This is a genomic window from Nostoc sp. CHAB 5715, from assembly GCF_020829685.1.
Classification (GTDB): domain Bacteria; phylum Cyanobacteriota; class Cyanobacteriia; order Cyanobacteriales; family Nostocaceae; genus Nostoc.
In genome coordinates, this window is record NZ_JAIVFR010000300.1 from 1 (window position 1) to 7479 (window position 7479).

Below are 7479 nucleotides of genomic sequence, written 5' to 3' on the forward strand. Positions count from 1 at the left end.
CAAACCTAAGTTATAAACTTTGGAACTATTGCTATCAGGATCACCGTTGTAAAAAGGATTACTTGATAAGCCTTGACCAGTAATCGCATCAATCCGCAGCATCTTGCCGGACAGATTATTGACATCCTGGACGCGAATTCCTCGCGGATCTATCCCATTGTAGGAAGTGCCATCTCCTAAGCTCACAAACAGAGAACCATCTGTGCCAAAGCGCACAGAACCAACTGAGTGAGATTCACTATCGGTGGCTATAAAATTTTGGACATTTTGGACTTTATCGAGATTATTGAGATAATCCTCTAAGCTGGTAAACGGCTTACCAGTATGTTTGTTGAGAATTCCTGATGGTGCCAAGCCAAGTGAGACATTTGTACTATTTCTATCTGGGTGGCTAATATTCTCCCAAGTGCCATTAGTACCCAGTAGCACAACTTCACTGCCAGCAATAGCAGTAGTGTAATTAGTGTTGGGGTCAGCTTCTATCCTAATTAGCCGTGCAGTCCGATTTCCATTGCGATCGGGATTGTCTAATGTGCTATTGGGGTTGTTTTTAGGGTTGTTTGGATTGGTTTCTGGTGGATCGTAGGTATACAAGAGGTAAACGAAGTTTTTGGGGTTTGTGGCTTTGCCAAAATCTGGATGTACGGCAATGCCTAAAAGACCGCGATCGCGTGTATCATTGACTTGTCCTGAAATATCGATAAATGGTGTTGATAATAAAGTGCCGTTGTTCAAGACTCGCACTACCCCATTTTTTTGGGCAATGAACATGCGCTTACCATCAGATGTCCAGTCGAAAGCTGTGGGTTGATTCAAACCAGAAGCTACTGTCTCTAAAGCAAAGTTACCAATGTCATCATCAATAATACTGATAGTTGTCTGTTGAGTATTTAGTTGCACTCCAACTGCGTTGCTAAACTTCAAAGTAAATGTTTCATTTACCTCCTCAACGGTGTCATTTTTAAGGACGATAGAAATGGTCTTGCTGGCTTGTCCTGCTGCAAAGGACAAGGTTCCAGATGAAGCGTGGTAGTCAGATCCAGCTTTAGCAGTCCCATCGTCAGTTGTGTAGTCCAGGCTAGCAGCCCCCGAAGTATTACCCCGTGTAACTGTCACCGTAGCAGTACCGTCATCCTCATTAATTACTGGCTGAGTGAAATGGAGGCTAGAGCGATCGTTATCTTGAATCGTAATTCCGATAGTTCTTTGGAGTCCTAGTGTAGCCCCCTCTGCCTGATCGATGACAAAACTAAAGGTTTCATCTGTTTCTAGTAAAGAATTGTCATTGACCGGAATGGATATATGTCTGCTGCTTTGTCCTGCCGCAAAAATAAGTGTTCCAGCGCTTTCGGTGCCTTCACTTCCGTAGTCAAATCCTGCTGTGGCAGTACCAGCTATGGTTGCATACTTGATTGAAGATGTGCTGCTTAAATCACCAGTTCTCAACAAAGTTATGGTAACACTACCAGCGCCTTCGTTGACTGTCATGGAAGATGATCCTAATGTGATAGCGGTCTGAATAGCTGGTGAATATAGTTGTGACTGAGGAATGATTTCTTTGGTCTGAGAGGAACTTGACCAAGACAGTCGAGAAACGGCATCGCGTGTATTTTCGTAGTACTCAAGTTTAATATCGTACTTTTGACCTGCAACCAGTGCGATCGCGCCACTGTATTCTTTGGCAGATTGATCGACAAACTTATTGATGAGTAGTTGATTATTGACCCACAGTCGCACACCATCATCACTACTGGTGTAGAAGTTGTAATTCTCGCTGTATTTGGCTTCTACCTGACCTGTCCAACGCACTGAGAAGGTATCTGCACCGATGGATGGATCTGGAGAATTACGACCCCAGTTAAAGTTGACTGTTGAATCTGTGCGAGTTTGCTTCAAGTTAGTGAAGTCGATGTTGTCGTAGTACTCTGCTTTGAGTCCATCTCCTTGAGATAGCACACGATCAATGCTTTGTAGAGGTGATTGAGGACTTATTGGACTTAGAGATGTTGACAACTGTTGATTTTGTGAATCAGTCATTGAGATATATGCCTCACAATAGTACTAAAAGTAATTCCATAATCAATGTTCTAGAATCAGTTTTCTATTGAATCTTTTTCAGAAAATATGTAACACTTTTAGTTGTCAATATATTAACAAAAAAGAATAATTAGCTGATTACCAATGTTTGTTGATGTTATTTAATTTAATTGCTCATACAACTTTTTTATGTCTACTCTTTTGCTAATTTGCTTTACTATTATCTATGCTATGACTATTTGGTTCTAGACATAAACCGCCCAAAACTAAAGTTACTCTTTGATAGCTAAAGTTCGTAAAAACGGACTATAACCTTTTCTCAGTCGCCTTTAGACGACTTTGGCTATTAGACTCAGAATTCATTCTGAGGCGGGCTAGATGAGAATGAAATAGCCCTGCTATCTATGCTGTTTATTTGTATCAACCTTAAAAGAAAACAGTATGAAGTTATATACCTTGCTTTATCTTTTTTAAAAGCAGATATATTTTAAGTAGCTAAACTAATATCTTTACATATTATTATTTAAGTATTTTTATGGAATCAATTAATTTACTATTTGACAATAGTTCAGGTGTTATGTCTATCTTCTTTATGGAACTTTGTTTAAATATTCACATTGATATATCTTTTGTAAAGGAATATCAAATTTTTGATGAGTTTTAAATAAAAATTACTAATATAAAGGATGAACTTGATGTTTTTATTTACATAGTTATTAATTGCATGAAAATTGGATAAAAAAGATTTTTAATATTTAAAGATTTGAAAAAGTATTATTTATCTATGCTTCATCTTGAGTGTCAATTCATATCTTTGTTAAAAGGTTCAACAGAGCATAGTATTAACAAGCAAGTAAGCGAAGCGAAAAGTTTTGCAAAAGCCTCACCAGTCATGTATTTAAGCTAGGGAACACAATCTGCTGGAATTAAGAGATTATCGTACTTTTCGAGTAAACCTATTGTCGGTGAACTATCCAGCGAATAGTTACGCGACAACTTCTCGACAAGACGCTTTGCATGGCACGATCGCCTACGGGGTGCGCTGAACGTAAGGAATTATCAGCATCTGAAACCCTGATTATTTATTTATTTACAAAAGTTTTCAATTTATTTAAAGTCAGAAAATCACAAGTTTAACGCTGCACATTCCCACTTTCCCCTAGACTAAGGGCAGCAACCTTGTTCAAACTGGCTGAGGAAAGTGGACTTTGACTGAGACAAACAATTTAAACTCTACCATCCAGAATGTCTCACGCAAGGAATTGCGAGACTTAGTGCGGACTCAGCTGCAAATGCTCCTTGAAACAGGAGACTTGCAGGGAGCAAAAGCTATTCTCGTACCTGTGCAGCCTGCGGATATTGCCGAGGCGATTGAGGGTTTGCCAGAAGCGATGCACGCTTTGGCTTTTCGCTTGCTTTCTAAGGATGAGGCTATCGAGGTTTATGAATATCTCGACTACAGTGTTCAAGAAAGGTTAATTGAGGAACTTAAAAGCCAGGAAGTCCGCGATATTGTCGATCAAATGTCGCCGGATGACCGAGCTAGATTATTTGATGAATTACCTGCAAAAGTCGTGAATCGTCTGCTAGAACAACTGAGTCCAGCAGAACGCCAAGCTACAGCCCAACTATTGGGTTATGAAGCTGATACTGCTGGGCGAATCATGACGCTAGAGTTAATCTCGCTGAAAGAAAACTTTACAGTATCTCAAGCCCTAGAGCGAATTCGCAACTTAGCTAATGCTAGTGAGATGATTTATTATCTTTATGTCATGGATGCAGAAAGGCGCTTAACGGGGATTGTATCGTTGCGGGAGTTGGTGACTTCTCAGCCTGAGCAAATTATTGGCGAAATTATGACGCGTGATGTGGTGTTTGTCCACACTGATACAGACCAAGAAGAAGTTGCCAGATTAATCCAAAGATATGACTTTCTGGCTGTGCCTGTGGTGGATCGAGAACAGCGTCTAGTAGGTATTGTCACCGTGGATGATGTGATTGATATTCTGCAACAGGAAACCACCGAAGATATCTACGCCTTGGGTGGTGGTGTGCAGTCGGGGGGCGACAACTATTTTCAGATGAATTTACTGGAAATTGCTCGAAAGCGGGTTGTATGGTTGTTGGTTTTACTTATAACTAATACCATTACAGGAACAATTATTAAGTCGCAAGAGGATATATTGGCAAAAGTAGTGACATTGACAGCATTTATCCCCTTGTTGACTGGTACTGGTGGTAACGTAGGTGCTCAGTCTTCCACAGTGGTGATTCGCGGGATGAATACCGATGAAATCCGATCGCTTGGTGCATTGCAGGTAATTGCCCGGGAGGCGATTGCAGGGGCATTATTGGGAGGAATGTTAGGTACGATCGCTACTATCTGGGCTTATTTTCTGCAAGGACGATTAGAAGTAGCGATCGCTGTTGGCAGTAGTCTAGTAGCTATTTCTCTTTTAGCCTCTATCTCCGGTTCAGCACTGCCGTTTCTATTTCGCTATCTCCGTTTAGATCCGGCATTAATGTCAGCACCATTCATTACTACAGCAGTTGATGTCGTGGGCGTTTTGATTTACTTCAATTTGGCACGGGTAATTTTAAACTTATGAAAAGAGTCATTGGTCATTGGTTATTGGTTATTGGTCATTGGTCATTAGTCATTGGTCATTAGTGAATAACACACTACAAATGACAAAGGACAAAGGACAAATGACTAACTTAACTTTTACAATTCTGATTCCGTATCTGGAGCAACAATTTCGCCAGTACCCAATTGCAGGATCAAGTCCTGCTCAGTAATCAATCCACTAAGTTCTTTTACTTGTAAATTCATTTCTTCACAAGCTTGTCTTAGTTCTTGTGCAAATTTGTTGAGGTCTTGACCATAGCCACATTGATAAGCAGCAGTTTCAATTCCTTGCTTGGCATTTGCTCTAGCACAATCTACTAGTTCCGTGCCATGCAGTGGTGTAGGAGATGCCATAGACGTACTTATTATTTCTTAAATGTTTGCTGCTAGATACACTATCAATATTCCCACATTTACTCATCCCTCCAATGGAAGACCATCAGGGTAGATTCATTTGTCATTTGTCATTTGTCATTTGTCATTTGTCATTTGTCATTTGTCATTTGTCATTTGTCATTTGTCATTTGTCATTTGTCATTTGTCATTTGTCTAAGACATACCACGCCCACAAGGGGCGAGGCAAGTACCAAAAACTCTGTATCAATGACCAATACTTCGACTACGCTCAGTACAAGTGACTAATGACCAATGACTAAATTTTTCACTTAACCATTCACAACATCTCCACCATTGACATGTAACACTTGTCCAGAGACATAAGAAGCATCATCAGAGGCTAAATATACGTAGCTAGGAGCAACTTCTTCTGGTTGTCCGGCTCGTTGCATTGGTACTTGTTTACCAAAAGTTTCAACTTTCTCTTCGGGAAAAGTTGAGGGAATTAAAGGTGTCCAAATTGGCCCTGGCGCGACAGCATTAACACGAATTCCTTTGGATACTAAATTTTTTGATAAGGAGCGAGTAAAAGCAACGATCGCACCTTTTGTAGAGGAATAATCTAGTAACTGTGGATTACCTTTATAAGCTGTTACCGATGTGGTATTGACGATAGAACTGCCTGCTTGTAAATGCTTGAGTGCAGCCTTAGTCAGAAAAAACATCGAGAATATATTAGTGCGGAAAGTTCGCTCTAGTTGTTCTTTGGTGATTTCTTCGATACTTTCTTTCGGATGTTGTTCGGCGGCGTTGTTGATGAGAATATCGAGTTTGCCAAACTCACCAACTGTTTGTTGGATAGCTTGCTGACAAAAAGTTTCATCGCCAATATCGCCTGCAATTGTTACTGCACGACGCCCTTGTTTTTCTACCAATTGTTTTGTTTCTTTGGCATCGTCGTGTTCATTCAGGTAAAGAATCGCCACATCTGCACCTTCTTTAGCAAATGCGATCGCTACAGCACGACCAATACCACTATCTGCACCCGTAATCAATGCTACTTTATCTTGTAACTTGCCACTACCCCGATATTGGGCATCATCTGACTTGGGTTTTGGCGTCATTTCTGATTCAACACCTGGTGTTTCTTGCTGCTGTGGCGGTTGTAATTTTTGCTCTTTTGATTCAGCCATAGGTTTTGTCTCGCTAATTTAATATTGAATGTAATTGGATCTTCAGAAAAGCCTTCTCCAGTCTCTTGACTTTTGACTTCCGCCTTGCGGTACTAGTTGGCATTTCAAAATTAAACCTTGGATCGAAAATTCAACCCAAGGTTTATTTTTTGCTTTGGCTCCCACTAGCCATTTGCAACTTTAGGCGTTTATACCCTTGATGCTTACCAAACGTACTTATGACTGGCAATTGTACGCGGGTTACATTATTTCTCCTCACACCTGACCACGAAAAACAAGTATACAACTCTCATGCGATAAAGGATTTATCCTTATCATCTGCTTTTAAATTAACTATTATGTTGCTGTACTTTATCACTCCATAGAGGTAAAACAAGCTGAAATTTGCTCAACCTTAAGACGTAAAATAAATTAGAATTACTGAATTAGTCTATAATCAATATCAATTTATTGTGCCTCAATAATTAAGCCATTTTCGCTAAATGAAAATCAAGATTTCTACTTTCTCACTTCGTGATTGCAAAAATACTTACTTCAATACCATCGATTTTTGTTAATGTTAATATTTATTTAGACTGATATCTGCATAGTTGCCTTCGTGCAGACTAAATTCCTTGCACAAGTATCTGACGACTAGTTTGTATAATAGCCCAAAAGCCTGCGTGGTGCGCTACATTGAGATTATTAGAGGGCAGGGGTTATGGCAATACTAAATATTTCTGAGTTAGAGCAGGTTGAAAAGTTTCACCACTTACAATTAACCCTGAGCGATCGCTGGAAAACAAGCGAGTCATTTGACAATAATGAAGCGGATATTTTAATTATTCCCTCCCTGAGTCTCGACCAGCGCGAACTCCAAAAGATCGAAGGCTGCGAACATTATGAAGAAAGATTACTATTTTCTTTAATTCGCTTGCAGAATCCCCGGACTCGGCTGGTTTATGTAACATCAGTACCGTTGCATCCTAGTATCATTGATTATTACTTGCAACTGTTGCCAGGAATTCCCTTTTCTCATGCTCGCAACCGTTTGCTGCTACTTTCTACTTACGATTCCTCCCTTAAGCCTCTGAGTCAAAAGATTTTAGAACGCCCCCGCCTGCTAAAGCGGATTCATCAAGCTTTGAGGCTAGATAAATCATTTATGATTTGCTACAACTCTTCGCAATGGGAAGGCGAATTGTCTGTAAAATTGGGTGTACCTCTGTATGCTGCCGCACCAGATTTACAGATTTGGGGGACAAAAAGTGGCAGTCGGCAAATCTTCAAAGAAAGTGGAGTACC

General features: G+C 40.1%; 4 protein-coding genes and 1 pseudogene. 2 read left to right on the top strand and 3 right to left on the bottom strand.

What is annotated here, in order from left to right:
* Positions 1–2037 (bottom strand): Calx-beta domain-containing protein (locus tag LC574_RS17660; RefSeq protein ID WP_229454708.1); only part of this gene is annotated, 2037 nt, incomplete at its 3' end.
* 1208 nt (positions 2038–3245) lie between these two features.
* Here LC574_RS17660 and mgtE point away from each other — a divergent pair.
* Positions 3246–4646 carry a magnesium transporter gene (gene mgtE, locus LC574_RS17665; protein ID WP_229454709.1) on the top strand — a complete coding sequence of 467 codons (1401 nt, stop codon included), beginning with the start codon at positions 3246–3248 and terminating at the stop codon, positions 4644–4646.
* A 116-nt stretch (positions 4647–4762) separates the two neighbouring features.
* On the opposite strand, the gene LC574_RS17670 is transcribed toward mgtE, so the two are convergent.
* A complete protein-coding gene (locus LC574_RS17670; RefSeq protein ID WP_229454710.1) occupies positions 4763–5020 on the bottom strand; it encodes a hypothetical protein in 258 nt (85 codons plus the stop codon).
* A gap of 311 nt (positions 5021–5331) precedes the next feature.
* Complete coding sequence (locus tag LC574_RS17675; protein ID WP_229454711.1) at positions 5332–6195, bottom strand: SDR family oxidoreductase; 864 nt, start codon at positions 6193–6195, stop codon at positions 5332–5334.
* 700 nt (positions 6196–6895) lie between these two features.
* Between LC574_RS17675 and LC574_RS17680 the strand changes: the two are divergent.
* Positions 6896–7479: pseudogene (locus LC574_RS17680) on the top strand (carboxylate-amine ligase); the annotation flags it as partial.

What these genes read in the sequence shown, in the direction of transcription:
- LC574_RS17670 (WP_229454710.1), bottom strand. Translation starts at nt 5,020, where the DNA reads ATGGCATCTCCTACACCACTGCATGGCACGGAACTAGTAGATTGTGCT.
- LC574_RS17675 (WP_229454711.1), bottom strand. Translation starts at nt 6,195, where the DNA reads ATGGCTGAATCAAAAGAGCAAAAATTACAACCGCCACAGCAGCAAGAA.